Source organism: Arthrobacter sp. zg-Y1110, assembly GCF_025244865.1.
GTDB lineage: Bacteria > Actinomycetota > Actinomycetes > Actinomycetales > Micrococcaceae > Arthrobacter_B.
In genome coordinates this window covers 3190059-3215863 of the sequence record NZ_CP104272.1, presented here as the reverse complement: position 1 = coordinate 3215863, position 25805 = coordinate 3190059, and the positions used below count along the sequence as shown (strand labels likewise).

25 protein-coding genes and 1 pseudogene are annotated in these 25805 nt (G+C 69.1%); 15 read left to right on the top strand and 11 right to left on the bottom strand.

Annotated elements, in window-relative coordinates; translation table 11 throughout:
* Positions 1-18: 18 nt before the first annotated feature.
* From N2K99_RS15050 to N2K99_RS15040, 3 genes are read left to right on the top strand one after another with little or no spacing between them, the layout of a single operon-like run.
* Positions 19-915 (top strand): alpha/beta fold hydrolase, encoded by an 897-nt coding sequence (locus N2K99_RS15050; RefSeq protein WP_227932839.1) that lies wholly within the window; start codon positions 19-21, stop codon positions 913-915.
* Positions 915-1475 (top strand): MarR family winged helix-turn-helix transcriptional regulator, encoded by a 561-nt coding sequence (locus tag N2K99_RS15045; protein WP_227932840.1) that lies wholly within the window; start codon positions 915-917, stop codon positions 1473-1475. Before N2K99_RS15050 ends, N2K99_RS15045 begins: the two co-directional genes overlap by 1 nt.
* Positions 1476-1506: 31 nt before the next feature.
* A complete protein-coding gene (locus tag N2K99_RS15040; protein ID WP_227932841.1) occupies positions 1507-2112 on the top strand; it encodes a GNAT family N-acetyltransferase in 606 nt (201 codons plus the stop codon).
* Here the strand turns inward: N2K99_RS15040 and N2K99_RS15035 are convergent.
* The 6 genes from N2K99_RS15035 to N2K99_RS15010 all read right to left on the bottom strand — a co-directional run bounded on the left by N2K99_RS15035 (position 2109) and on the right by N2K99_RS15010 (position 7453).
* The gene (locus tag N2K99_RS15035; protein ID WP_227932842.1) at positions 2109-3380 is read right to left on the bottom strand and encodes a glycosyltransferase 87 family protein; all 1272 of its coding nucleotides are present in this window, start codon (positions 3378-3380) and stop codon (positions 2109-2111) included. The two genes, N2K99_RS15040 and N2K99_RS15035, sit on opposite strands and share 4 nt — an antisense overlap.
* A 99-nt stretch (positions 3381-3479) precedes the next feature.
* Positions 3480-3977 (bottom strand): GNAT family N-acetyltransferase, encoded by a 498-nt coding sequence (locus N2K99_RS15030; RefSeq protein WP_227932843.1) that lies wholly within the window; start codon positions 3975-3977, stop codon positions 3480-3482.
* Positions 3978-4005: 28 nt separating this feature from the next.
* A complete protein-coding gene (locus tag N2K99_RS19100; RefSeq protein WP_308036321.1) occupies positions 4006-4800 on the bottom strand; it encodes a GNAT family N-acetyltransferase in 795 nt (264 codons plus the stop codon).
* A 185-nt stretch (positions 4801-4985) separates the two neighbouring features.
* Entirely contained in the window at positions 4986-5951 is a 966-nt protein-coding gene (locus tag N2K99_RS15020) for a hypothetical protein (RefSeq protein WP_227932844.1), read from the bottom strand.
* Positions 5952-6089: 138 nt separating this feature from the next.
* Positions 6090-7118 (bottom strand): hypothetical protein, encoded by a 1029-nt coding sequence (locus N2K99_RS15015; protein ID WP_227919602.1) that lies wholly within the window; start codon positions 7116-7118, stop codon positions 6090-6092.
* Entirely contained in the window at positions 7115-7453 is a 339-nt protein-coding gene (locus N2K99_RS15010) for a PadR family transcriptional regulator (protein WP_227919600.1), read from the bottom strand. The genes N2K99_RS15015 and N2K99_RS15010 overlap by 4 nt, the downstream gene beginning before the upstream one ends.
* A gap of 164 nt (positions 7454-7617) precedes the next feature.
* Here N2K99_RS15010 and N2K99_RS15005 point away from each other — a divergent pair, with 164 nt between their 5' ends.
* Positions 7618-7956 carry a PadR family transcriptional regulator gene (locus N2K99_RS15005; protein ID WP_227919598.1) on the top strand — a complete coding sequence of 113 codons (339 nt, stop codon included), beginning with the start codon at positions 7618-7620 and terminating at the stop codon, positions 7954-7956.
* Positions 7953-8939 (top strand): hypothetical protein, encoded by a 987-nt coding sequence (locus N2K99_RS15000; RefSeq protein ID WP_227919596.1) that lies wholly within the window; start codon positions 7953-7955, stop codon positions 8937-8939. The genes N2K99_RS15005 and N2K99_RS15000 overlap by 4 nt, the downstream gene beginning before the upstream one ends.
* Positions 8940-9107: 168 nt before the next feature.
* Here N2K99_RS15000 and N2K99_RS14995 read toward each other — a convergent pair whose 3' ends face one another.
* Positions 9108-9584, bottom strand: coding sequence for a MarR family winged helix-turn-helix transcriptional regulator (locus tag N2K99_RS14995; protein WP_227919593.1), 477 nt, complete (start codon positions 9582-9584; stop codon positions 9108-9110).
* Between the two features lie 46 nt (positions 9585-9630).
* Between N2K99_RS14995 and N2K99_RS14990 the strand changes: the two genes are divergently transcribed.
* Together N2K99_RS14990 and N2K99_RS14985 are read left to right on the top strand one after the other, a co-directional pair.
* Positions 9631-10545, top strand: a complete 915-nt coding sequence (locus tag N2K99_RS14990; RefSeq protein WP_227919591.1) for an EamA family transporter — start codon at positions 9631-9633, stop codon at positions 10543-10545.
* An 11-nt stretch (positions 10546-10556) separates the two neighbouring features.
* The gene (locus tag N2K99_RS14985) at positions 10557-11450 is read left to right on the top strand and encodes a dihydrodipicolinate synthase family protein (RefSeq protein WP_227932845.1); all 894 of its coding nucleotides are present in this window, start codon (positions 10557-10559) and stop codon (positions 11448-11450) included.
* 587 nt (positions 11451-12037) lie between these two features.
* Here N2K99_RS14985 and N2K99_RS14980 read toward each other — a convergent pair.
* From N2K99_RS14980 to N2K99_RS14965, 4 genes are all read right to left on the bottom strand, one after another.
* Positions 12038-15010 carry a molybdopterin-dependent oxidoreductase gene (locus N2K99_RS14980; RefSeq protein WP_227932846.1) on the bottom strand — a complete coding sequence of 991 codons (2973 nt, stop codon included), beginning with the start codon at positions 15008-15010 and terminating at the stop codon, positions 12038-12040.
* Complete coding sequence (locus N2K99_RS14975; protein WP_227932847.1) at positions 15007-15879, bottom strand: xanthine dehydrogenase family protein subunit M; 873 nt, start codon at positions 15877-15879, stop codon at positions 15007-15009. The genes N2K99_RS14980 and N2K99_RS14975 overlap by 4 nt, the downstream gene beginning before the upstream one ends.
* A gap of 9 nt (positions 15880-15888) precedes the next feature.
* Entirely contained in the window at positions 15889-17034 is a 1146-nt protein-coding gene (locus N2K99_RS14970) for an XdhC family protein (protein WP_227932946.1), read from the bottom strand.
* 311 nt (positions 17035-17345) lie between these two features.
* Positions 17346-17858 (bottom strand): DUF3995 domain-containing protein, encoded by a 513-nt coding sequence (locus N2K99_RS14965; protein WP_227932848.1) that lies wholly within the window; start codon positions 17856-17858, stop codon positions 17346-17348.
* Positions 17859-18096: 238 nt separating this feature from the next.
* Between N2K99_RS14965 and uraD the strand changes: the two genes are divergently transcribed.
* The 8 genes and pseudogenes from uraD to allB all read left to right on the top strand — a co-directional run bounded on the left by uraD (position 18097) and on the right by allB (position 25767).
* On the top strand, positions 18097-18624 hold the full coding sequence (uraD, locus tag N2K99_RS14960) for a 2-oxo-4-hydroxy-4-carboxy-5-ureidoimidazoline decarboxylase (RefSeq protein ID WP_227932849.1): 528 nt from the start codon (positions 18097-18099) through the stop codon (positions 18622-18624).
* Positions 18621-18962, top strand: coding sequence for a hydroxyisourate hydrolase (gene uraH, locus N2K99_RS14955; RefSeq protein ID WP_227932850.1), 342 nt, complete (start codon positions 18621-18623; stop codon positions 18960-18962). The genes uraD and uraH overlap by 4 nt, the downstream gene beginning before the upstream one ends.
* Positions 18963-18965: 3 nt before the next feature.
* Positions 18966-19913 carry a factor-independent urate hydroxylase gene (pucL, locus tag N2K99_RS14950; protein ID WP_227932851.1) on the top strand — a complete coding sequence of 316 codons (948 nt, stop codon included), beginning with the start codon at positions 18966-18968 and terminating at the stop codon, positions 19911-19913.
* Entirely contained in the window at positions 19913-21400 is a 1488-nt protein-coding gene (locus N2K99_RS14945; protein WP_227919570.1) for a nucleobase:cation symporter-2 family protein, read from the top strand. The genes pucL and N2K99_RS14945 overlap by 1 nt, the downstream gene beginning before the upstream one ends.
* A gap of 7 nt (positions 21401-21407) precedes the next feature.
* Entirely contained in the window at positions 21408-22736 is a 1329-nt protein-coding gene (locus tag N2K99_RS14940) for a DUF6986 family protein (RefSeq protein ID WP_227932852.1), read from the top strand.
* Positions 22736-23560, top strand: a complete 825-nt coding sequence (locus tag N2K99_RS14935; protein ID WP_227932853.1) for a bifunctional allantoicase/(S)-ureidoglycine aminohydrolase — start codon at positions 22736-22738, stop codon at positions 23558-23560. The genes N2K99_RS14940 and N2K99_RS14935 overlap by 1 nt, the downstream gene beginning before the upstream one ends.
* Positions 23560-24348 (top strand): annotated as a pseudogene (locus N2K99_RS14930) (hydroxypyruvate isomerase family protein); the annotation flags it as partial. The gene N2K99_RS14935 and the pseudogene N2K99_RS14930, both read left to right, overlap by 1 nt.
* Positions 24349-24450: 102 nt before the next feature.
* Positions 24451-25767 (top strand): allantoinase AllB, encoded by a 1317-nt coding sequence (gene allB / locus N2K99_RS14925; protein WP_227932947.1) that lies wholly within the window; start codon positions 24451-24453, stop codon positions 25765-25767.
* Positions 25768-25805 lie beyond the last annotated feature (38 nt).

Here is a 25805-nt window from a genome sequence, read left to right as displayed (position 1 = left end):
CCGTGTAGATTACTTCGCATGCGAAATAATAGTGTGTCAGTCGTCACGTCCGACCGGATTAGTATCCCCGTCCCTGCGGGCGGTGCGCTCGCCGGAACCCTGCGCCTTCCGGCCGACGCCGCTCCCCGGGCCGCCGTCGTCATCCACCCCGCCACGGCGGTAGCCGAACGGCTGTACACCGGCTTCAGCGAATACCTGGCCGAAAACGGGTATGCGGTCCTGACCTACGACTATCGCGGAACCGGCGCGTCCGGCAGCCCGAAGGCCAACCGGAAGCTGCGGATGCGCGACTGGATGGCCCAGGACGTTCCCGCCGCCGCGGACTGGCTGGCCGCGCGGTTCCCGGAGCTGCCGCGCCTGGCCGTCGGGCACAGCATCGGCGGACATGCGATGGCCCTGGACAACGGCACGGACGGACTGCTCGGATTCGTGGCCATCGCCTCGCACGCCGGTGTCACCAAGACCATCCAGGACCCGAAGGAACGGCTGCGCGTGGGACTGGTCCTACGGGTCCTCGGCCCGCTCACCAGCCGGTTGCTCGGTGCAGTGCCGGGCCGGAAAATGGGCCTGGGTGAGGACATGCCCGGCGGCGCCATGCTCGAGTGGAGCTCATGGTCCCGCCGGCCCAACTACTTCTTCGACGATCCGAGCATGGACGCCGCCGAACGCGCGGCACGGGTCAAGACCGAGGTGCTGTCCATCGGCTTCACCGACGACCTCTGGGCCACCCCGGGACAGATCAACGCCATCTACAGCCGGCTCACCAACGCCCCGCTGGAGCGGCGTACCTACTCGCCCGACGACGCCGGGGTGCCCGCGATCGGGCACATGGGCTTTTTCCGGCGCGGGGTCAAGGACAAGCTGTGGCCCGAGGTCCTCACCTGGCTGGACGGACGGATCGCGAAGCAGTCGTGATGCCGGGCGACGCCGGCGGGACAAGCGGCAACGGCCGGGAGGGCGGCAATGCCGGGCAGGGCGACGCTGGCGGGACGGGCGACGGCGGGCAGAGCGGCGCCAGCGGGGGCCGCGACGCCAGCGGAACGGGCGACGCCGGTCGGCGGCGTCCGCCACGGCTGGTCTTCCTGACGCTGACCGCCGAGAGGCGGCTGCGGCGGTGGATCGGACGCCGGGGCGAGGACCGCGGCCTCAGCGCGGCAGCTTCCGGGGTGCTGCTGTATCTGGCCGCCCGTCCCGGCGCGAGCACCGGCGAGGTGGCCGAAGCGGTGGACGCCTCGCCGGCCGGGCTAAGCGGGCTGTTGTCCCGGCTGGAGAAGGCCGGGCTCGTCACCCGGGCACCGGATCCGGCGGACCGCCGGACCATCCGGGTGAACCTGACCGCCGACGGGAAGGCGGCGCTCGGCGTCGTGCAGTCAGCGCTGGGCGAGCTGAACGGAAAGATCACTGACGGGTTCAGCGCCGAGGAGCTGGCCGTCGTCGCCCGTTGGCTGCGGCACGTTGCGGACGCGCTGGACTAGAACCGGGGGAGGCCCCGCTTAGGATGGCCGCATGCGCCAAGACCCGATCGACTGGACCCCCGTCAGCACCGAGCGTCTGCTGCTGCGCCGGCTCGAACGCGCGGATTACGATGCCGCCATCCAGATCCACACGGACCCCCGGACCAACCGGCACAATCCGCATACCCCGACGGTGGAATCCGTGACAAAGTCCCTGCAGGATTTCCTGGACCACTGGGACCGCGAGGGCTTCGGCTACTGGGCGGTGGCCGAACGGGACGCCCCGGACATCGTCATCGGCTTCACCGGACTGCAGCGCGCCGCGGTGGACGGCCGGACCATCCTGAATCTGTATTACCGCTACGACCCGGCGGTCTGGGGCCGGGGCTACGCGACAGAGGGAGCAACGGAAGCCGTGCGCTGCGGCCGGACGCTGCTGCCGGCGCTGCCGATCCTGGCCCGCACGACGACGACAAACACCGGCTCCCAGCGGACAGCGCTCGCCGCCGGCCTGAGGCACTTTCCCGGATTGGACCGGGAGTATGCCGGAGTGCCGGAGATGTACTTGGCCCTGGGCTGGCCCGAGGCTGATTCCGCCGCGAAACCCGACGCCGGCGCCGGCAATGCCGCTGTTGGTTCTCGAACGGCGCCGGTCTAGGTCGTTGCGGACCGGCGCCGCGGGACGGCCTCCGACAGCGGCGCAGCAACCGGAGCGGTGGCCCAGAACGCCAGTGCCGCGACCGGCAGCACCACGCCCAGGCCGGTGAACAGCTCCAGCGCCGTCGGGCCCTGACCGCTCACGACCCCGGTCAGCATCATCGTGACGGTGATCGAGGACAGCATAAACACCGGCACCATCACCACCAGCAGGGCGATGCCCGCGCCGCGGACCCCGGCCCGCCGTCGTCGTACCGCCACCCACAGCGCCGGCAGCACCAGTGCGATCCAGACCCAGTGGTGGAACCAGGAAATCGGCGAGATCGCGAGCATCACCACGGCGTTCGCGCTGACCGCAGCCACCGTGTCACCGCGGGCGTCCGAGCGGCGGATGGCGAAGAAACCCAGCACGACGACGGCGGCCGAGGCCAGCAGCCAGAGCGGCCGCTGCAGCGACTCGGGGGTCCCGAGATGCGAGAGCAGCGAGTTCAGCGACACGTTGTACATGTCCGTGGTGTCCCCGACACGGTCGGAGTTGAAGAGCGAGTCGAACCAGAAGGTCCGTGACTGCTCCGGCGAGGCCAGCCAGCCGACGGCAATGGTCGCGGCGAACGCGGCACCCATGGTCAGGATGGCCCGCCAGTCGCGGCGGACCAAGAAGATCAGCCCGAACGCCAGCGGCGTGAGCTTGATGCCGGCCGCAAGTCCGATGAGGATGCCGCGCGGAATTTTCGACGACGCCGGCCGGAGCAGGTCCGCGACGATCAGGAGCATCAGCATCGGGTTGATCTGGCCGAAGCCCAGGCCCTCGCGCCACGGTCCGAGCACGCCGATCAGCAGAGTGGCGAGAACGGCGACGCCGGCGCTGCCGCCCAGCGCGGTGTGCAGCCGCGGGGGCAGCACCTCGTTCTTCGTGAGGTAGCGGGCGACGAGGAAGGCGGTCAGCACCAGGCAGGCGCACGACGTCGCCGTCAGCAGGACCAGCCCCACGGCCTCGGGCAGGACCGCGAACGGCGTCAGCAGCAGGGCGGCGAAGGGCGGATACGTGAACGGCAGGCCGCGGGTGTCCGTTTCAACCAGGCTCGGGTCATACAGGCGGTGCTCGCCCAGGCCGAGGAACGCCCGGGCTCCTTCGCGGTACACGGTGAAATCCAGGCCGTGAATCTGGGCGCCGAGGACCACCAGGACCAGCGCAACCGGAAGGCCGAGCGCGAGCCAGAGGATCCGGGTGCGGGTGCGGGACGCCGGGTCCGCCGTTGATAATGCCATGCCTGCCAGTTTAGACGGCAGCGTGCCGGCGGCTTTGGGATGGCAGGCTGATCCGGCCGTGACGGTGCGCCCGCACGGTGCCCGGCGTCGTCGTGCTCCCTATTCTTCGCGCGTTTCGCGCGGGCGGTCCGGCGGGACGGTGTCCAGATCCAGGCGTAGGAAGATGCTGTTGGGATCCGCGGTGTAGCCGCCGAACGGCGGGCAGGGCCGAAAGCCGTGCCGCTGGTAGAGCCGCTGCGCCGGCGCGAAGAAGTCCTGGGTGCCGGTTTCCAGCAGCAGGGCGATGTAGCCGCGGGACCGTGCCTCGGCGACGATCATCTGCAGGATGCATGCTGCGACGCCGTGTCCGCGGGCGGCTTCTGCGGTGCGCATGGACTTGATCTCGCCCTGGTGCGGCCCGAGCTGCTTGAGTGCGCCGCAGCCCAGCAGCTGCCCGTCCTTCCGCGCGGTCCAGAAGGTTATGTCCGGGTCCTGCAGGGCGGCGGGGTCCAACGCGTGCACGCTTTCGGCCGGGGAGACGGCGAACATGTCGGCCAGATGCTCGGCCAGCAGCTTGAGCACGTCTTCCCGGCCGGGGTCGTCGAGCTGCAGCTTCACGGTGTTCCTCTCACGGATGTGCTGAAGATCAGCGCCGTCTCGGGTTCGGGATCGGGGCGGCCGCCAGAGCGCGCTGTGCTGCGAGAATTTCGGTCAGGGTCCCGGGCTTGGCGTAGACCTTGTCCTCCGGGGATGCGTCCGGGACGGCGGCGGGTTCCGCCGGGCCGGTCGAGGCGGCCCGCAGGTCCAGGCACATAAAGGTGCTGTTGGGGTTGGCGCGGTAGCTGCCGAACGGCGGGCATGCGGTGAAACCGTGGCGCTGATACAGCCGCCTGGACGAGGCGAAGAACTCCTGTGTGCCGGTTTCCAGCAGCAAAGCGATGTAGCCGCGGGCGCGGGCGTTCGTGATGATCTGCTGCAGGAGCATCTGGGCAACACCCCGTCCGCGGGCGGACTCGACCGTGCGCATCGAGGTGATTTCGCCGTATTCACCTGCTGTGCCTCCGAACAGGGGAGGAAGTTCCTTCAACGCGCCGCAGCCCAGCAGGGTGCCGTCCTCGCGGACCGTCCAGAAGGTGACGGAGGGGTCCCTCAAGGACGGAGGAGTCAGGCCTGCGGCTACTGTTCCGGCGGGATACAGCAGGTCGCGGTTCTCTGCGAGGAGGGCTCGGACATCGCCTTTGCCCGGATCGTCTCGGATTACGCTCACCCGGTGCGCCTCCAGGGCGCGCGGGCCGGCCTGCCCTCCGCGGACGGTGGGGCGCGTGTCGCGGAGGTCCGGGATAACGGGCAGGGCCGCCGTCGTCGCCTGCTGGCCCGCACCGGCGAACGGGACCGGACCCGGAACGCGGATCGGCGGCGGCGTGGGGATGTAACCGGGCATTTCTACTTCTTCCAACTCTGAAACGGAGACGGGCTCCCGAATGTCTTCCGGGACGTCGACTGCTGTCCCAGCGGAACTCAGCCGGCGATCCCGCCGGAGTGCAGCTGTGGGACCCGCCGCGTCTTCTCAGCCAGAGTCTAACCGGTGCCCGCCGTGACGGCGGACACCGGCATAGCTGGGGCGGGTTAGCGGACCGTGAGTTCCCGTGCGGCGGCGGCAAGCTCGGCGATCCGGGGGTTGGATTTCTCCAGCTCGGCTGCGTGCTCGGCGACAACCTCTTTCTTGGTCTCAAGGATTAGTGCGTCGAATTCATCCCGCACGCCCGTTTCCAGGGAGCAGTTGTAGTACTTCATGGCCAGGGCAGCTTCGGCGGGAGTGGGTGCGTACGTGATTTCGACGTCGGCGGGAATGATTTCCACGCCGGAGGCCTGCTTCGGGCCGCTGCGTTCGGGGTATTCCACGGCCGTACCGAGCTCGACGTCCGATGTGAAGCCGTACAGCTCGCCGGACGCCGGCGTCACCGGATCCCCGGCGTCGATCAGGCACTGGACCACTTCCTGCTGGAGGGGTGCCAGGGCCTCAAATGTCCGGTCGGCCAGGCCGCCGGCCAGTTTGCTGCTGAGCCGGTTGTAGTCGATCAGGCTCTGCTCGGCGTTCTCTCCCAGTGCAGCCCAGGCTTTCGTGTTGCAGGCTTCGGATACTGCCTCGAAGGCGTCGTCATGCACAAAGACCTTGGCCGGTGACGGGCCGAACTGTTCACCGCGGAGCCCGCGGGCCGTAGCGTCCTGCACGCTTTCGAAGAACGCGTCATCAACGGTGAGCTGGTCCAGCAGATCAGCGCGCCACTGCACTGCCGGTTCCTCCGGGATGAACGCCTCGTATTCGGGATAGCCGTTGTCCGCGTAGCACTGGAAGCGGAGGGTGTCCTGGGCAAGGTGGATGGCGTCCATATCTTCGGCCAAATAGATTTCGAACGGGTCGGCCGAGGACTCCGAAACCGGTGCCAGGGCGGAATCGGCGGCACAGCCGGCGAGAGCGGCGGCTCCGAGGGCGATGACCCCGAGGCCGGCAAGATAACGACGACGCCGGGCCGGTGCGGCGGGGTCGGAGGCCGGTGCGGGCGCAGCGAGGGAGAGTCGGTTGCGGTTCATGGTGTGCCTTTCGAGACTGGATCCAGGGTGCGGTGCCGGACCAGCTCATCGGGAGCATGTCCGTAGAACGACAGCAGTAATCAGGTGGAGCAGGCAGTGCTGGTGGGGCGGGTGGTGCAGGGAGCTGAGGGGTGCAGGTCAGGCGGTTCGGAGCCGCCGGGACCGGATCTGCCGGTCCGCGGCGGTCAGTGCTGCCGTGGCCAAGGCCAATCCGAGGAACGCCCATTCCCAGTGGGCGGTAACTGGGCCAGGTAAGCCCGAGGCGGCAAGCCAGGTTTCGAGGGAACCTCCGGACCAGAGCCGGACCAGCAACGGCGTCGATGCCACGGCCAGGCCAGCAGTCCAGGGGATCATCCGGCTTCCGCTGACCAGGACCATTCCGACGGCCAGCATCAGCGCCGCCGCTGCCAGTGTCAGGGACCGGGCATCAACGGCAAGCACGCTCGCCGCGTCGTAGAAGAACAGGGCAGCGCCGCCGGACAACCGGCTGACGGCCAGCCACAGACCCGACAACGAGACACCGGCCGTGACGGCCCCCAGCAGGACGCGGCGGGAAGCGCTGGCCGCGGGGTTGCCGATGAGGGCCAGCAGCGCCAGGCCGCTGAGCACGAGCATGGGAGTGAGCGGCGGTGCGAGGATTCCCGCGACGGCGCCGGAGAGGGGAATCAGCGGAGCTGTCACTGCCGCGCTGAGATGCAGTGTCCGGCGCAGGGAGTGCCGGCCGGCCAGCGCAGCAACGAATCCGGCGAGCAGTGCCAGGTAAACCGCCGCGGCCGCCGTCGTGAACGGTCCCGCGGCCAGGAACGCCTCACCGAACCCCTCGCCCGTGGGCCGCCAGCGCAGCGTGCCCGGCCGGACCCACGGACCCCATTCGCCCAGCAGTGTCAGGGTGAGCGCAAGGTAGGTGGCCAGCACGGTGGCGGTGAAGGCGATGCCGTTGCGTCGCCGCCGGCCCACGCTGCCAAGCAGTTCCAGGCCGCGGGTAGCCAGGCCGTTGCCTACGAGGTTGAGCAGTTCGGCCGGGGTGGCCTTGGTGCGGTGCTCGGAACGGGCGACGTAGAGCAGTACGCCGATCAGTTCCTCGCCCTGCTCCCGGCGCCAGCGGCGCGGGTAGGCTACAAGCGCCCGGGTGTAGGTGGCCTCCAGTTTGGAGGCTCCGCCGTTCATGCTCCGGCCTGCGCTGCACGCAGTCGCAGCTTCGACATGGCCTGCCGGGCGTTGGCTGCCAGACGGTCCGCTTCCTTGGCGAGGGTGGCGGCGCCGCCGTCGGTAATCCGGTAGTAGCGGCGGGCTCGGCCGTCCACCACGTCCTCGCCGGAAATCTCCACCAACCCGTCTTCCCGCAGCCGGTCCAGCACCCCGTAGAGGGTGCCGGGCTGCAGCTTCACCCGGCCGCCGGAGAGGTCCTTTGTCTCGGCGATCAGGGCGTAGCCGTGCTTGGGTCCGTCAGCCAGGGCCGAGAGGACCAGGAAGGTCGGTTCGCGCATCTCATGCTTGCTCATGCCCTGAACGATAGTCAGAAAAACTGAATATAGGGAAGAAATGAATATAACGGTTAAGTCACGGTTGTTTCAGTGCTGCCTGGGCTATGGGATCCGGATTTGCCGGGTTGTGAGCGCGGCTGAAAGTCCTTGCCATACTCATGTCATATACATATATTGCTTCCATGAGCACACGAGAGATGCGCGAACCGACCTTCCTGATCCTGACTGCCTTAGCCAGGGGTAGGCATCACGGCTATTCCCTGCTGACGGAGACCAAGAAGCTTTCCGGTGGAAGGGTGTCGCTCAAGCCCGGCAGCCTCTATACGACGCTGGACCGCCTTCAGGAGGAGGGTCTGGTGCAGGACGCAGGCGAGGAAGTGGTGGCCGGACGGCTTCGCCGGTACTACGCACTGACGGATAACGGGGCCGACGCATTGAAAAGGGAGGCCGACCGGATGGAGGCCGCCGCAGATGCCGCGCGGCAAAGCCTGCGCATCAGGACCAAGGGGGCACTGGCATGAGCGAAGCAGCTGCAATGGAGGAGCAGTACCGACGGGCGCTGCGGGCCTACCCTGTCGACTGGCGCGCCCGGCACGGCGAGGAGTTTCTGGGGGTGCTGCTCGACGTCGCCGCCAGCGAAGGGAGAGGGGAGGCAACCCGACCGGAGCTGCTGCAGTTGGCGTTGCACGGAACCCTTGCACGTGTGAATCAGGTTCTGCCGAGCCGCCGTCGGGACCGGATGGCTGCCATCGGGGCCATCTCAGGTACCGCTCTCGCGCTGGTGATGATGGTTCTCGGCGAGTTGGGGCGGTGGTTCCGCTGGAATAGCTACAATCTGGTGGATCATCCGTTCGGAGCGTTCACAACTCCCGCAGCGATCGTTTTTGTCCTGACCCTCGTGGCATTCGGAGCCCGGGCAGCCGGACGGCGCACTACTGCCATATTCCTGCAGCTGGCTTCCGTGGCTGCAAGCATCGCCCTGGCGGTCATCCTCGGCGTCACGGATCCACCCATCCCGGTGCATCCGCTGGTGTTTGCCCTCTTTGCCGTAGCGGGTCTGCTGGCGTTGTGTGGTGACCCTATCGGGACCCCGCTGCTCCGAAACGTTGTACTCATCGGCGCGCCGGCACTTGGTGCTTTCCTCACCCTCACCAGCTATCTGCAGGGCGGGGGAGCCCAGCGCACCTTCTGGGGCGGCCCCTACCTCATCAATGACCAGCGGTTGGCATGGTGGTCCCTGGAACTGGTGGTTCTTGGCGCGGTTCTTGCTGCTGCCGGGCACAAGGTGCGCCCCTGGGCCTGCCTTGTCCTTATCCCGCTGATGTCCCTCCCGCTTTCCGGCATGTTCCTGATGGTTGGGGGCAACAGCGGCATTGGACTTGTCGGGATACCGCCCGAGGTCTTTTACTTCGGTTGCTCGTCCTTTGGCGTCCTCAGCGCGTGGGTGGCCTGGAAGCGGCCCGTGCTGAGCTTCCCGGGCAGGGGTTCCACACCTGCCGCCTAACTGGGTGTCCGGAGGCATGGAATCCGGGCCGTATTCCCCTGCGGTTTGGGGAAAACCCTGCGGTTTGTGGCAATCCCTGCGCGGCGCAGCGCAGGGATCCGGACAAACCGCGGGGATACAGACAAACCGCAGGGATTCGCAGCCGACCCGCAAGCGGAGGACAAACAATCAGTTGTCGAGCTTGGCCAGCAGTGCTGCCAGCGCCTCCCGCTCGCCGCCGTCCAGGACGTCCAACAGACGGTGTTCGGTGGCCACATGGTCCGGAAGGGCGGCGTCGACGGCGGCCCGGCCGGCGTCGGTCAGGGTCACCTGCTTGCCGCGCCGGTCCGCGGAACTGGGGGAGCGCAGGACGTATCCCTGCGCCTCCAATCGGTTCAACCGCTGCGCTATGGCGCTGGAGGTGACCATGGACCCTGCGGAGAGGTCCTTGGGGCTGAGTGTGTAGGGCGGGCCGGAACGGCGCAGCGTGGCCAGCACGTCGAAGGAGGCCGCATCCAGGCCGTGTTTTGCGAAGGTTGCAGCCAGCTGTTCATCGAACCGGCGGGCCACCCGGGACAGCCGGCCGACCACGGCCATGGGGGAGACATCCAAATCCGGCCGTTCCGCTGCCCACTGCCGGAGAACCCTGTCCACGTGATCGCTCATGAAATGCACCCTAGCAATTAACTAAGCACTTAGCTATATTAGCTAAGTGCTTAGCAAATCGATAACTCTGACAGCGACGACGGCCCTGGCGCCGATCGTCTGGGGCACCACCTACATCGTGGCCGCAGAGCTGCTGCCGCCGGACCGGCCGCTGCTGGCCGCCCTGCTGCGCTCGCTGCCCGCGGGCCTGCTGCTGCTCCTGCTGGTCCGGCGGTTGCCCCGCGGCAGTTGGTGGTGGCGCTCGGCGGTATTAGGGGTGCTGAACATCGGACTGTTCTTCGCCCTGCTGTTCGTGGCCGCCTACCGGCTGCCCGGCGGCGTCGCTGCCACCGTGGGTGCGGTGCAGCCGCTGCTGGTCGCGCTGTTTGCTTCGCGGTGGATCGGCGAACGGCTGACCGGACGGAAGTTGGCGGCAGGCGTGGCCGGGCTGGCCGGCGTCGGGCTGCTGGTGCTGCAGGCTCAGGCGCGGCTTGATGCGCTGGGTGTGGCCGCCGCGCTCGGAGGAGCAGTGGCGATGGCGGCCGGGGTGGTCCTGACGAAGAAGTGGGGCACCCCGGATACGCTGCTGGCGGCCACATCCTGGCAGCTGGTCGCCGGCGGGTTGTTCCTGCTGCCGGTGGCCCTGCTGGTGGAGGGTCCGCCGCCCGCACTGACCGGCGTCAACCTGGCCGGGTACGCCTACCTCGGCGTGACCGGCACGGCGTTGGCCTACTACCTCTGGTTCCGCGGCCTGCACCGGCTGCCCGCCTCAAGCACCGCACTGCTCGGACTGCTTAGCCCGGTGGTCGCGGCAGCCGCCGGCTGGCTGCTCGCCGGGCAGGTCCTCAGTCCCGGCCAATGCTTGGGCGCGGCAATGGTCCTTGCCACCCTGGTGCTGGCCGGGCCGGCCGGACATCGGCGTGCCAACGCCGCGGCGGTGCGCACACATGATGTGCTGGACCGGTCGGCTTCCCCACGTTGAAACGAGCTCCCGTGTTCACAGGTCTGTCCGCCTTTCCCCTGACACCTGTCATCAATGACACCGTCGATCTGGACCTGTTTGCCGCCCTGGTCCACCGTGCGGTGGAGGCCGGGGTGGATTCCATCGGCGCCTTGGGATCCACCGGCAGTTACGCCTACCTGTCCCGGGAGGAACGACGCCGGGTGGCAGCGGCCGCGGTGCAGGCAGCCGGGGCGGTGCCGGTGATTGTGGGGATCGGAGCGCTGCGGACCACTGATGTCCTGCGCGGAGCGGAGGATGCCCAGAACGCCGGTGCCGCCGGCCTGCTGCTCGCGCCGGTGTCCTACCAGCCGCTGACCGAGGACGAGGTGGCCAGCCTGTTCGAGGCCGTCTCCGCCGCCAGCTCGGTGCCCATCTGCATCTATGACAATCCGACCACCACCCGGTTCACGTTCACGGACGAGTTCTATGCCCGGCTAGGCGCCCTTCCGCAGGTGGAGGCCGTGAAGATTCCGCCCCGGCCGGTGGACGAAGCGGACCGGCGGATCCGTGAGGTGCGGGCCGCGCTGCCGGACGGGGTGGCCCTGGGGGTCAGCGGCGACGAGTTTGCCGCCCCGGCCCTGCTCGCCGGCGCGGACGTGTGGTTCAGCGTGCTGGGCGGCACCCTGCCGGACCTGGCGCTCGCCATCACACGCGCCGCTCAGGCCGGGGATGCCGAGACTGCCCTGCGTTTGTCGGCACAGCTGGCACCGGTCTGGGAGTTGTTCCGGGATTTCGGCAGCCTGCGCGTGACCTCCGCGTTGGCGGCAGAGCTTGGCCTGCTGCCGGTGGAGAACCTGCCCGCCCCGCTGCGGCCCCTGCCCGGGGACGTTCGGAGGAGGATCGGCGGGGTGCTGCGGACCCTTCGGGGCTCAGCGGCCGGTTAGCCCACGGCGCACCCCGCCGCAGGACGCAAAACTCCTCCGGTTCGGGAAAACCCCTCGGTTTGTGACACATCCTGCCGCGCGCGGCGCAGGAATCCCGACAAACCGCAGGGAATCGGACAGATCGCAGGGGTTCGCACCTGATTTCCGGCTGCAGGACACAAAAACTCCTCCGCTTCGTAAAACCCCTCGGTTTGTGACAAATCCTGCCGCGCGCGGCGCAGGAATCCCGACAAACCGTAGGGATCCGGACAAACCGCAGGGAAATCGCACAAACCGCAGGGTTTCGCACCTGAGTTCCGGGATACAGACGCCCGGCTGCACCGTCGGAGACGGATCCCCCCGCTCAGCCGCAACCTCCCGCTCAGCCGGAGCCTCCGGATCAGCGCGGCCTCCCGCTCAGCCGGAGCCTCCGGACGACGCAAACCCTTCCAGTTCGGGAAAACTCTGCCGGTTCGGGAAATCCCTGCCACGGCGCAGCGGAGGGATTTCCCAAACTGGAGGGGAAAAGCACAAACCGGCGCGAAATGGGCGGGCAGCCGGGCGGGAAACCAGTCGGAACGGGAAGGCGTGTGGCAGAACCAGCCGCCCTACACCGCAGAAGCTGGCGCAGCCTCCGGTCCGGCCGGAAGTTCCGCCGGAACCCCGGCCAGAACCCGCGCAGCCCGCAGCCCCAGATACACCCGGTCCCGGGCGAACGGCGTCCGGGCGAACCGGATTCCGGTGGCATCCCTCAGCGCATTGGCCAGCGCCGGCGCCACGGGGTTGAACGGGCTTTCGCTCATGGACTTGGCGCCCATCGGTCCCAGCGAATCGTCCGTCTCGGCGAAGAAGATCTCCGTCCGTGGCACGTCGGCGAATGTGGGGACGTGGTACTCGCGCAGGATCTGGGTTTCCACCGTGCCCTCGGCGTCAATGCGCACTTCCTCGAACAATGCCGCCCCGAGGGCCTGGGCAATGCCGCCCTCGATCTGGCCGCGGCACTGCATCGGATTCACGACGACGCCGGCGTCCGCCGCGTGCACGCTCTGCAGGATCCGGATCTCCCCGGTCCCGGCATGCACCGCCACCCGGAAGCCCTGCACGTTGAAGGCGACCGACCGCGGGGTGCCGCCCCACCGGCCCTCCGCGGACAGGTCGATGCCTTCCTCACGTGCCCGGACGGCGACGTCGGCCAGCGGTATCCGCTCGCCGCCGCCCTCCACGGCATCCGCCAGCAGCTGCACCTGCGCCGAGGTGGAGCTAAACAGGGACGCGGCGAAGCCCTTGAGCAGGGTGGCCAGTTCCTCCGCTGCGGCCAGTGACGCCTTGCCCGCGACCACGGTGCCGGTGGAGCCGTATGCGCCGGTGTCGTGGTCCACCAGATCGGTGTCCGATTGCCGGATCACCACCCGGTCCGCGGTGGTGTGCAGCGCAGTGGAGGCCAGCTGTGCGTGCACGGTGGTGGTGCCGTTACCGAACTCGGCGGTGCCGACGTCGAGCCCGTACCGGCCGTCCTCACGCAGGGAAATCTTCGCGTGGCTGATGTGCCCGCGCGGCGGCACGGTGTCGATCATGGCGACGGCGCTGCCCTCACCGATCAGCCACCCGCCGTCGTCGGCCGCCCCGGCCGCCCCGGACGACGCGGCTGAAACAAGCTCCGCCCCGGAGGTCTCCGGCTGCTCCCGCCCCGCAGCCAGCGCACCGGAAACCAGCTCCAGGCACTGGTCCAGGCCGTAGCTGCCGTAATGCACGTCTTCGGCAGGTTCGGGGGAGGTGGAGACCATGCGGTCACCCTGCGCCACCACGTTGCGGCGGCGGAAGTCCAGCGGATCCATCCCCAGCCCCCGGGCGAGTTCGTCCATGGCGGACTCGATCGCGTAGATCATCTGGCTCAGGCCGTAGCCGCGGAACGCCCCGGAGGGCAGTGTGTTGGTGTAGACCGAGCGGGCGTCCACCTTCTTGTTGGCGCACCGGTAGACGGCCACGGATTCCCCGCAGCCGTGGAACATCACGCCGGGGGCGTGGTTGCCGTAGGCGCCGGTGTTGGCGGTGACGTCCAGGGCCAGCGCGGTCAGGGTGCCGTCCGCGGTGGCCCCGGCCCGGACCTTCACGGCGAAGGGGTGCCGGGTGGTGGTGGCGGTGAACTGCTCCTCGCGGGTCAGTTCCAGCTGCACCGGCCGGTTCAGCTTCAGTGCGGCCAGCGCGGCAAGGTCCTCGGTGATCATTTCCTGCTTGCCGCCGAACCCGCCGCCCACCCGGCCGGCGAGCACGCGCACCGACGCTAGCTTCAGCCCGAACACCCGGCACAGCGCCCGCCGGACAAGGAATGGCACCTGCGTGGAGGTCCGCACCACCAGCCGGCCCAGTTCGTCGAAGTACGCGATCGATGCATGGGTCTCCAGGGCGACGTGCTGCAGGCGCTGGCTGTAGTAGGTGTTTTCGTGCACGACGTCGGCCGCAGCGAGTCCGGCGGCAACGTCGCCGACCTCGGAGTGCAGTTCCGCCACGACGTTCCCGGCGGTACCGGGATGGACTTCCGGAGCTCCGGGTGCCAGGGCCGCCTCGGGATCCAGCACCGCGGGCAGCAGCTCATACTCGACCTTCAGTGCACGCACGCCTTCGGCCGCAGCGCCCACGGTGTCGGCGACGACGGCGGCCACCCGCTGGCCGCGGAACCTGACGACGCTGTCCAGGACCCGGGTGTCGTCGGGATCGTCGGTGTGCAGTTCGTGCTGGGCGGTGGAGAACAGCTGGTCCGGGGCGTCCTCGTGGGTGAGCACCGCTTCGACGCCGGGCACGGCCAGGGCGGCGCTCGCATCAATAGACAGGATCCGGGCATGTGCGTGCGGGGAGCGCAGGATCTTCAGATGCAGCAGCCCGGGCAGGTCCTTTGCCGGGACATCCAGGGTGTAGCGGGCGCGGCCGGTGACGATGTCCGGCCCGGCCGGAGCGGCGACGTTGGCGCCGACTGTCCGGGCGCCGCCGGTCTGCGTTCCGCCAATGCCGTGGGCCGGAGAGGAGAGGCTCGCGCCGTCGCCGGTCTGCGCGGGGGTCGCTCCGCCGGGGGATGGATCGGTGCCGGCGGTGCTGGTTTCAGTGTGCCGGTGCCCGCAGACGGCATCTTCGATGCTCCGGTAGCCGGTGCAGCGGCAGAGGTTGCCCTTGAGGTTCCGGGGCAGGTTCTCCTTCTGCTGCTCGTCGAAGGTCACGGCGGTCATCACCATGCCGGCGGTGCAGAACCCGCATTGGAAGCCCTGAGCGTCCAGGAACTGCTGCTGCATCGGATGCAGGGCATCGCCGTCGGCCCGCCCCGCGCCGTCGGCCAGTCCCTCGACGTCGGCCCGTCCCGCCGTGTCAGCCAAGCCCTCGATGGTGGTGATCTCCCGGCCCTCGGCCCGGACCGCGGGGTAGATGCAGCTGTGCACTGGTTTGCCGTCCACATGCACGGTGCACGCGCCGCAGTCGCCGGCGTCGCAGCCCTTTTTGACGCCCAGGTTGCCCTGTTCGCGGAGGAAGGTGCGCAGGCACTGGCCGGGGAAGGGGTGGGCCTCCACCTCGGCGTTGTTGATCCGGTAGGTCACAGGGAACCGTCCTCGGGTGCGGTCACGGGTGCGGAAGGGGATACGGGCACGGCAAGTTCGGCGCGGATGTCCTCCGCCAGCCGGTAGGTCATGTCCTGCCGCCATTCGGGCAGCCCATGCACGTCGTCGTGCCAAAGCCCGGCATCAATCGCATCCTCCAGCCCGGCCCGCAGCTCGGCGCCGTCCGGCACCGCGGAAAAACGAAGCTGGACCGGACGTTTCGTCGCCGCAGTGACGGTCAGGACAAAGCCGCTGTCCTCGTCGACACATCCGATCAGCAGCACCCCGGACCGGCCCAGATTGGTCAGCGAGAGCCGCCGGAACGCAGTGCGCGCTCGCAGCGCGGCGGCGGGGAGCGAGATGCTGCGCAGCAGTTCGCCCGGCGCCAGCGCGGTACGCCCGTCGCCGGTCACGAGTTCGGCCACCGGCACCCGGCGGGAAGTGCCGTCGGGGGAGTGGATCAGGGCGACGCCGTCCAGCGCCGCGGTCAGCGACGTCATGGGCCCGGCGGGCAGGCCGGTGCAGATGTTCCCGCCCACGGTGGACACGTTCCAGACCTTGAAGGAGGCCACGAAGGAGTCGCAGCACGGCTGCACCAGATCCAGTGCCGGCCAGGCCTGCCGCAGTCCGGGTGCGGCGGCGTCCGGGAAGGCATACAGTTCGGCGATGGTGCAGGTGGCGGCGATCTCGAGTCCGACGTCGTTCACCACCAGCGGTTCCCAGCCGGCGGCCGTGACATCCAGCAGCCGCTGCAGGGTTTCACTGCCGTACGAGAACAGCACGGTGCCGCCCGCGAGCCAGGCGTCTCCGGGACGCCAGTGCTGCGGGTCCGCGGTGCGGATCAGCTCGGAAACGGTGGGCAGGTCCATGGGGATTCCTCAGCTGGCGCGGAGCCGGTTGGTCGGATGGATGGGTCCGGAAACATCGCGCAGCGGTTGTCCGCTGGCTGCGGCTCCGGACCGGGCGGCCACGATCTCCGCGAAAACAGATACTGCGGTCTCCTCGGGGGTGGCGGCGCCGATGTCGAGCCCGATGGGGGAGTGCAGCTTCGCCAACTCGGGGCCGGCCACCCCGGCTGCGCGCAGGGCGGCCAGCCGCGCGTCGTGGGTCCGGCGGGAACCCATTGCCCCGACAAAGGCCAGCTCTAGGCGCAGGGCCTCGGCCAGGACCGGGACGTCGAACCTGGCGTCGTGGCTGAGCACGCACACCACGGTGCGGGCATCCAGCCGCCCGGCCGACGCCTCCCCGCGCAGGTACGCGTCTGGCCATTGCACATGCACCTCGTGGGCGTCGGGAAACCGCTCCGGCACGGTGAACGCAGGCCGCGCGTCGCAGATGGTCACGTGGTAGCCGAGCATCCGTCCCTGCCGGGCAAGGGCGGCGGAAAAGTCGTTGGACCCGATCAGCACCAGCCGCGGCGGTGCCAGCCTGGACTCCAGGAGCAGGACGGCGCTGCCGCCGTCGCACTCCGGCCCGCCAAACTCTCCCAGTTCGACGACGCCGGTGCGGCCGGCCGCCAGCAGCGGAGCGAGGCGGGCGGCCGCACGCGCCGGGTCGATGCCCAGCATCGCGGCCAGGTCGGGGCCGTGGGCGGAAAGCAGACCTGCAGGCGTTGCCTCTGCCGGGTCCCCGATCAGCAACGGAACGGAAGCCGCGCCGTCGTCGATCCGCCGGAGCAGTGCGCAGGGCGCGCCGGGCGACGGAACGACAGGAACCGTGCCGGGGAAAACCGGGGAGATGAAGACGTCCAGGGTGCCGCCGCAGCTCAAACCGACGGCGAACGCATCGGAGTCGCTGTAGCCGAAGGACTCGAACCGCGGGCGGCCGTCAGCGAGGACCTCCTCGGCCGCGGCGACGACGGCGGCCTCCACGCAGCCGCCCGAAAGGGAACCGGAAACCACCCCGGTGCCGCTGACCAGCATGGTGGTGCCGACCGGCCGGGGAACGGAGCCGGAGGCGCGGACGATGGTCGCCGCGGCGCAGGGAATCCCCTCGGCCATGGCGGCGGCCAACTCCTCCAACATGTCCAGCACTGCGGCCTACCCTCCGGCAACCCGGCGGCAACCGCCACCGGCTAGCCCAGCAACCAAAGCGGTGAGTTCCCCCTGCGGGATAGAACGGGCAGGGGCCTTAAGTCCGCAAAACAATGAAACATTTCAAAAGCGCATTACTTTGTAACTGCGGGCCGCAAAAGAATGTTTTTTCCGGCACTGCAAATCCGGTTCAAATCCCTCAGGGCTCCGGTAATTGCAGGGAAGCGTACCACGCGGTTCTTTCCGGCGGGATACCCCGCCGGAAATGGCGTGTTCTCCCTCAGCGGGCGCGTTCCCGGCGGTTATCCCGTCCGGCGCGGGACGGCACGGGACAGCACGAGATAGCCGAGCAGGGCTAGGCCCCACAGCAGGAACAGCGGGTCCCAGAGCCAGGCGTGCCCGATCGTCGCCGTGCGGTCGTATCCGGTGTCCGGTCGGATCAGCCCCGCCAGCACGGCATTGCTGACCACCGTGTTCGCACCCCCGTACAGCACCAGCACCACGGCACCGATCCAGCTCAGCGTCCGCAAGAGGCGCGGCTCCGGCAGCCGGCCGTACGCCGCTGCCGTCGGAATCAGTGCGGCCGCCGCCTTGAACGCGGCCACGGCTCCCAGCAGCAGCCCGGTCCGCAAGGATGCCTCTGCGGACACGGCCCACTGGCCCACGGTGTCCAGGAGCCAGCGGCCGCCCAGGGCCCAGTAGAGGCTGAAGCCGGCGTGCAGCAGGCCGGCGGCGCACGCCGTCCATAGACAGGCGCGGCCGAGCCCGGTCGGGGCCTGCCGGCGGCCTGCCTTCCGTTCAACGGAGGCGTCCATGGAAGTCATTGTGGAAGCCGGCCCGCCGGACGGGAAGTGCCTGCGGAACAGTGCACAAATTAAGCTGCGGTAATACTACGGATTTAATAACGGGCAGTTCCTTGACAGATACTGCGGGGGCGCACAGACTGTCCCAAATATAAATTCCGTTCCGGAACATCGAATCAAGTCGGCGTCGCCGATGGTCAAGGGTGTCCAGCGCCGGCGGCGGATGAGCTCTGACTGAAAGCTGACACCCGTGCCCCCAGAAAACACGCCTCCAGAAGCAGCGGATTTCCTTGCCGCCTTCAACGCCGCGTCCCGGCCGGATGCCGAAGCGATGCTGCGGCCCTGCGTGGACATTCCCCGCTGGTGCAACGAGGTAGCTGCCGCCCGACCGTTCACCACGCCCGGGGAGCTCCTGAGTTTCGCCGAACTGGCTGCCCCGGATTTCACCCAGGCAGAGATCGACGCCGCCCTGGCCCACCACCCGCGCATCGGTGACCGCGCCGACGGCACCGGCACTGAAGCCCGCTTCTCCCGCAGCGAGCAGGCGTCCGTGAGCGGGCTCGAGGGGATCCAGGACCGGCTGCAGGCCGGCAACCGGGCGTACGAAGACCGGTTCGGCCGCGTCTTCCTCATCCGCGCCGCCGGCCGCAGCGCGGAGGAAATCCTGGCCGTCCTCGAAGAACGGCTGCAGAACACCGACGCCGAAGAACTCCCCGTCATTGCAGCCCAGCTGCGCGACATCGCCATCCTCCGACTCGAAGGACTGTTGAACGCATGACCCGCAGCCACGTCACCACCCACATCCTGGACACCGCCGTCGGCAGGCCCGCCGCCGGCGTCGCCGCCTCCCTCTGGGCCCTGCACGACGGCGGCGAGAAGCGGGTGGGGGAGGGAACCACGGACGGGGACGGCAGGATCGGCAGCCTCGGCCCGGCGGAATTGGAGCCGGGCACGTACCGGATCGACTTCGCCACCGGCGACTACTTTGCCGCCGCCGGAACGGACACCTTTTTCCCCAGCGTCTCCCTGACCTTTAGCCTCACCGACCCGGGCCAGCACTACCACGTGCCGCTGCTGCTGAGCCCGTTTGCCTACTCCACCTACCGAGGAAGCTGAGCCATGACCGAAGCAACGCACGCCCCCGCGGGGGCCAACACCGCCACCGCTGGCCCCGAATCGAAGATCGTGCTCGGCCGCAATCAATACGGCAAGGCCGAGGTCCGGCTGGTGAAGGTCACCCGCGACACCGCCCGGCACCAGCTCGAGGACCTCAGCGTCACCTCCCAGCTGCACGGCGACTTCGAGGCCGCCCACACGCAGGGGGACAACTCCTCCGTGGTGGCCACCGACACGCAGAAGAACACCATCTACGCCTTCGCCCGCGACGGCGTCGGCTCGCCCGAAGCGTTCCTGCTGCGCCTGGAACAGCACTTCACGGGCGGGTTCGAATGGGTCACCGGTGGACGCTGGGCCGCGGAGCAGTACTTCTGGAACCGGATCAGCGACCATGACCACGCCTTCGCCAAGGACAAATCCGAAATCCGCACCGCCCTCCTGCTGTCCGAAGCCGGGCACCAGCACCTGGTTTCGGGGATCAGCGGCCTGACGGTGCTTAAATCCACCGGCTCGGAGTTCCACGGTTTCCCGCGGGACCGCTACACCACCCTCGCCGAAACCACGGACCGGATCCTCGCCACAGATGTCACGGCCAAATGGCGCTATGCCCCGGAGACGGACCTGGCCGCCCTGGATTTCAACGCCCTCTACGCCTCCGCGCGGACCCTGCTCCTGGACGCCTTCGCCGCCACGCACTCCCTGGCCCTGCAGCAGACCATGTATGAAATGGGCAAAGCCGTGATCGCTGCCCACCCGGAAATCGTGGAAGTGCGTCTCTCCCTGCCAAACAACCACCACTTCCTGGTGGACCTGTCACCCTTCGGGCTGGACAACCCCAACGAAGTCTTCTTCGCCGCGGACCGGCCCTACGGGCTGATCGAGGCGTCCGTGCTGCGCGAGGGCACGGACCCGGATGCGCCGGTCTGGGACACCGTGGGCGGGTTCTGCTGATGAGCCGCGCACACCGCGCCGCGCCGGCTCGGGCCGCCGCCCGCCCCGAGGACGCGCGGCTGCCGCTGGGCAGCACGTTCGCGTACGGCTTCCAGCACGTGCTGACCATGTACGGCGGGATCATCGCCCCGCCGCTGATTGTCGGCACCGCCGCCGGCCTGGATCCCACCGACGTCGGCATGCTGGTGGCCGCCTGCCTGTTTGTCGGCGGGCTGGCCACCCTGCTGCAGACCGTCGGCATCCCGTTCTTCGGCTCCCAGCTGCCCCTGGTCCAGGGTGTGTCCTTCGCCGGGGTGGCGACCATGACCGCCATTCTCGACGGCGGCGGCGGGCTGCAGTCCGTCTTCGGCGCCGTGATCGTCGCGTCCTTGATCGGGCTGCTGATTACCCCGGTGTTCGCCAGGGTGATCCGCTTCTTCCCGCCGGTGGTCACCGGCGTCGTCATCACCACCATCGGACTGACCCTGATGCCCGTGGCGGCCAACTGGGCCATGGGCGGCAGCAGCGCCGCCCCGGACTACGGCAGCGTCTCCAACATCGGGCTGGCCGGGCTGACCCTGCTGCTGGTGCTGCTGCTGAGCAAACTGGGCAGCTCCGCCATTTCCCGGCTGTCCATCCTCATTGCCATTGTCCTGGGCACGGTCTTCGCACTCGTCACCGGCAAGGCCGATTTCTCCGGGGTGGGCACCGGCCCCGTGTTCGCGTTCCCGCAGCCCTTCGCCTTCGGGCTGCCCACCTTCGAGGCGGCGGCCATCATTTCCATGGTGATCGTCATCCTGGTGACCCTCACCGAAACCACCGCGGACATCATTGCCGTGGGCGAGATTGTGGACACCAAGGTGGACGCCAAGCGGATCGGCAACGGCCTGCGGGCCGACATGCTTTCCAGCGCCCTGTCCCCGGTCTTCAACTCCTTCACGCAGAGCGCCTTCGCCCAGAACGTGGGCCTGGTGGCCATCACCGGGGTCAAGAGCCGATTTGTGGTCAGCGCCGGCGGATTGATCCTGGTCATCCTTGGCCTGTTGCCGATCCTTGGGCGGGTAGTGGCAGCCGTGCCGACGCCGGTGCTCGGCGGCGCCGGAATTGTCCTGTTCGGCACGGTGGCGGCCAGCGGTATCCGCACCCTGGCCAAGGTGGACTACCGGGACAACATGAACTTTGTCATTGTTGCCACGTCCATCGGCTTCGGCATGATCCCGATTGCCGCCCCCACCTTCTACGACCGGTTCCCCACCTGGTTCGGCACCATTTTCCACTCCGGCATCAGCTCCGCCGCCGTTATGGCCATCCTGATGAACATCCTGTTCAACCACATCCGCTCGGGAAACCCGAAGGACCCCTCCGTCTTCGCCGAAGGCGCCGACCGGATTGTGCGGGTCGAGAACCTGGCGGCGCTGAAGGAAGGCGACCATGTGCAGGACGGCAAGCTGCTGGACGCCGACGGACAGGAAATCCCGCTGACCACCACCGGAACCGAACCCCATTAGGATCACCGTGACACCACCCCTTACGCCCGAACCCGTCCTCGGCGCCGAGCACAGAGCCCGGCTGGACGCCGTCCTCGCAGACACCGACCGGCTGCTGGCCGCCGCCTACCCCGGCGACGACGGCAGCCGCCAGCCCGTGCACACCGTCTACATCCCGGCGGACCGCTGCGTGCCCGCCCTCCCCGGAAGCTGGGGTGCAGAGGGACTGGCCGCGGTGGCGGAGCACGGCAGCCTCGCCGGGCTGGCGGAGCAACTGGGGATCGACGCCGGAACGGCCGCCGCCGTCGTCCCGCTGGTCGAGGCGAAACTGCGCACCGAACCGATCGAGGACCTACGCCTCGACTTCGAGGACGGCTACGGTATCCGGCCCGACGACGAAGAGGACGGCCATGCCCGGCAGGCAGCCGCCGCCGTGGCCGGGGCGGTCGCGGCCGGAACCGCCCCGCCGTTTGTCGGCATCCGGTTCAAGTCCTTCGAAGCTGCCACCCGCGCCCGCGGCGTCCGCACCCTGGACCTGTTCCTGGCCGGCCTGCTGGCAGCCGGGCCGCTGCCGGACGGACTGGTGCTGACCCTGCCCAAGGTCTCCACCGTGGAACAGGTCGAAGCCATGGTCTACGTCTGCGAACTGCTGGAGGACGCCCACGGGCTGCCCGAAGGCCGGCTCCGGTTCGAGGTCCAGCTGGAAACCCCACAGCTGATCCTGGCCGCCAACGGCACCGTGCCCGCCGCGCAGCTGATCCACCGGGCCAAGGGCCGGGTTTCGGCCCTGCACTACGGCACCTACGACTATTCCGATTCAGTACAGATCGCCGCCGCCTACCAGTCCATGGAGCATCCGGCCGCGGACTACGCCAAGGCCGTGATGCAGGTAGCCGCCGCCGGCACCGGCGTCCGGCTCTCCGACGGCTCCACCAACATCCTGCCGCTGGGTACACCCGCCGAGATCCTCTCGGCCTGGCAGCTGCACGCCCGGCTGGTGCGCCGATCCCTGGAACGCGGCTTTTACCAGGGCTGGGACCTGCATCCGGCGCAGCTGCCCACCCGCTTCCTGGCCACCTATGCCTTCTACCGGGAGGGGTTCGACGCCGCCGCGGTGCGCCTGCGCAATTACGTGCAGAAACGCGGCGGCAGCGTGCTCGACGAACCGGCCACGGCCCGTGCGCTGGCCCGGTTTGTCTCCCGCGGGCTGCTGTGCGGAGCACTCACCGAAGCCGAGGTTGCGCGGGACACCGGGCTCACCGGCGTCGAACTTGCCGCCCTCGCCCATCCAGCCGCCCACCCCCGCGCTGCCCGGCCCACCACCACCGCCTCCGCACCCGAAGAAAAGGTCCGATAGTGAACACGCCCCGCTACTACGCCCCCGAGGGCGGCCTGCCCGCACAGACCGATCTGCTCACCGGACGGGCCGTGGTCACCGAGGCCTACACCGTGATTCCCCGCGGCGTGCTGCGGGACATCGTGGTCAGCGTGCTGCCCGAATGGACCGATACCCGTGCCTGGATCCTCAACCGGCCGGTCGCCGGCGGGGCGACCACCTTCGCCCAGTACCTGATGGAGGTGGCCCCGGGCGGCGGCTCCCGCGCCCCCGAGCCGGAGCTTGAAGTGCAGTCCTTCATTTTCGTCCTCGAGGGCACCCTGACCGTCCGCCGCCTGGGCCGGGACCATGAGCTGACTCCGGGCGGGTTCGCCTACCTGCCGCCGGAAACGCTGTGGGGAGCGTTCAACGAGGGGCAGGAAACGGTGAAATTCGCGTGGATCCGCAAGGCCTACCAGCCGCTGGTCGGGCATACTCCGGCGCCGCTGTTCGGCAACGAGGCGGACATCGCGCCGACGCCGATGCCCGGCACGGACAACAAATGGCGCACCACCCGGATGATCCCGGTGGAGGACGTCGCCTATGACATGCACGTGAACGTGGTGACCTTTGAACCCGGTGCCGTGATTCCCTTCGCCGAAACCCATGTGATGGAGCACGGGCTGTACGTGCTCGAGGGCAAGGCGGTGTACCGGCTCAACCAGGACTGGGTGGAGGTGGAGGAAGGCGATTACCTGTCCCTGCGCGCGTTCTGCCCGCAGGCCTGTTACGCCGGCGGCCCCTCGAACTTCCGCTACCTCCTATATAAGGACGTGAACCGCCAGGTCCTGCTGGGAGGCCGGTGATGCACGACGGCGCCCGCTCCGGATACTCGGTGAACTGCTCCATCCTGTTCACCGAACTTCCCCTGCTGGAACGTCCGGCCGCCGCGCGCGCCGCGGGCTTCGACACCGTGGAATTCTGGTGGCCGTTTCCCGAACCGGTCCCGCCGCAGGCACAGGTGGCCGAGTTCGAGGCAGCCATCCGCGACGCCGGGGTGCGCCTGGGGGCTTTGAACTTCGACGCCGGGACAATGCCCGCGGGCGAACGCGGACTGCTCTCCCTGCCGCACCGGGGAGCGGATTTCCGGGCCAACGTGCAGGTGGTGGCGGGAATCGGGGAACGGCTGGGCTGCCGGCTGTTCAACGCCCTCTACGGCAACCGCAATCCCCGCTTCAGCCCCGAGGAGCAGGACGCCGAAGCCACGCGGAACCTGCTGGAGGCGGCCCGCGCCGTCGCGCCCTTCGGGGGAACCGTGCTCCTGGAACCGCTCAGCGGCGCCCCGGACTATCCCCTGAAAACAGCGGCGGACGTGTTCGCGGTGCTGGACCGGGTGCACGACGCCGGGGCGGCCAACACGGCGCTGCTCGCCGATTTCTACCATCTGGCGGTGAACGGCGACGACGTCGAGGCGCTGGTGGCCGCCGACGCCGGTCGGTTCGGGCACGTCCAGATTGCCGATGCTCCCGGCCGCGGTGCGCCCGGAACCGGAGCCCTGCCCCTGGCGGAGTGGGTCCGGGCGAGCCGCAGCGGCGGCTACCGGGGGGAGGTGTCGCTGGAATACGCGGGACCAGTTTCCGGGGCCTTTGACTGGTTGGACGCGGAGGCGGACTCGGAGTCAGCGTCGCGCGCCGCGGAGGCCCCCGAGGCGCCGTCGGAGGCGCGGGCCGCCACGCCGGCGGCGGACCGCTATGACCTGGTGATCCGCGGCCAGGCCGTCCTGACCCCGGAAGGAATTGTTCCGGCGGAAGTGGCCGTGCGGAACGGCTCGATTGCCGCCGTCGTCCCGCTGGGCACCGGGCTGGAAGGGGAGCGGCTGCTGGAACTTGCCGAGGATGAAACGCTGCTGCCCGGACTGGTGGACTCCCATGTGCACGTGAACGAGCCGGGCCGCACCGAGTGGGAGGGGTTCGCATCGGCCACCCGGGCGGCGGCGGCCGGCGGGGTCACCACACTGATCGACATGCCGCTGAACAGCATCCCGCCCACCGTGAACGTGGCGGCGCTGGAGACCAAGCGGGCCTGCGCAGCGCCGCAGTCCGCCGTCGACGTCGGATTCTGGGGCGGAGCCGTCCCCGGAAACGAAAAGGACCTGCGCCCCCTGCATGACGCCGGCGTCTTCGGCTTCAAATGCTTCCTGGTCCACTCCGGCGTCGACGAATTCCCGCATCTGGAACCGGCGGAAATGGAAACCGTCCTCGCGGAGCTGAAAACCTTCGACGCCCTGCTGATCGTCCACGCCGAAGACCCGGACAAGATCCAGGAGACTCCGGCCGGTTCGCGGTACGCAGGCTTCCTGGCCTCGCGGCCGCCGGAAGCGGAAAACACCGCCGTCGGACAGGTCATCGAGGCGGCACGGCGCACCGGAGCGCGGGCACACATCCTGCACCTGTCCTCCGCCGAGGCGCTGCCCCTGATCCGCGCGGCGAAGGACGACGGGGTCCGCCTCACCGCCGAGACCTGCCCGCACTACCTGACCCTGACCGCCGAGGAGATTCCCGACGGCGCCACGGCGTTCAAATGCTGCCCGCCCATCCGCGAGGAAGTGAACCGGGAACAGCTCTGGGCCGGACTGGCGGACGGGACCATCGACTGCATTGTCTCGGACCACTCGCCCAGCACCCAGGACCTGAAGGACCTGGTGCGCGGGGACTTCGGCGTGGCCTGGGGCGGGGTGTCCTCGCTGCAGCTGGGCCTGCCGTTGATCTGGACCGAAGCCCGCACCCGGGGAATTCCGCTTGAGCGGGTGCTGCACTGGATGTCCGCCGCGCCCGCAGCGTTGGCCGGCCTGGACCGGAAGGGCGGCATTGCTCCGGGCAAGGACGCCGACTTCGCCGTCTTTGCGGCCGGGGAAACCTTCACCGTGGACCCTGCCGCCCTGCAGCACAAGAATCCCGTCACGCCTTACGCGGGGAAGCAGCTCACCGGAGTAGTACGCCGCACGCTGCTGGCCGGCGTCGACGTCGACCCCGCCGCTCCGGCCGGCCGGCTGCTGCGGCGGGGCGAGGCGTAGGCGGACTGTTTGCGTGACGGTGCCCACATGACGCCCGT